Raw genomic sequence first — 284 nt, forward strand, 5'->3', positions numbered from 1 at the left:
TTTTTTTTGGAACATTTGATGATCGCGTTCTTTCATTATTTTCTATTTTTTACTTCAGGGTTACCGCTCGTTCCTCGCTCCGGCTTCGCCTTGCCAATTTGGAGCCCACAGGTTAACTCTAAGCGCCTCAAAAGGATTACCAAACAAAAGCTACTAACTATATATGAAAAGCACTCTTGGTTTGATTTAGAGTGTTTAATCGCTATGCAATCGCTATGCAATCGCTATGCAATCGCTATGCAATCGCTATGCAATCGCTATGCAATCGCTATGCAATCGCTATG

Origin of the sequence: Pseudoalteromonas sp. Z9A5, assembly GCF_011378875.1 — a bacterium.
In the GTDB taxonomy this organism is placed as follows: Bacteria; Pseudomonadota; Gammaproteobacteria; order Enterobacterales; family Alteromonadaceae; genus Pseudoalteromonas.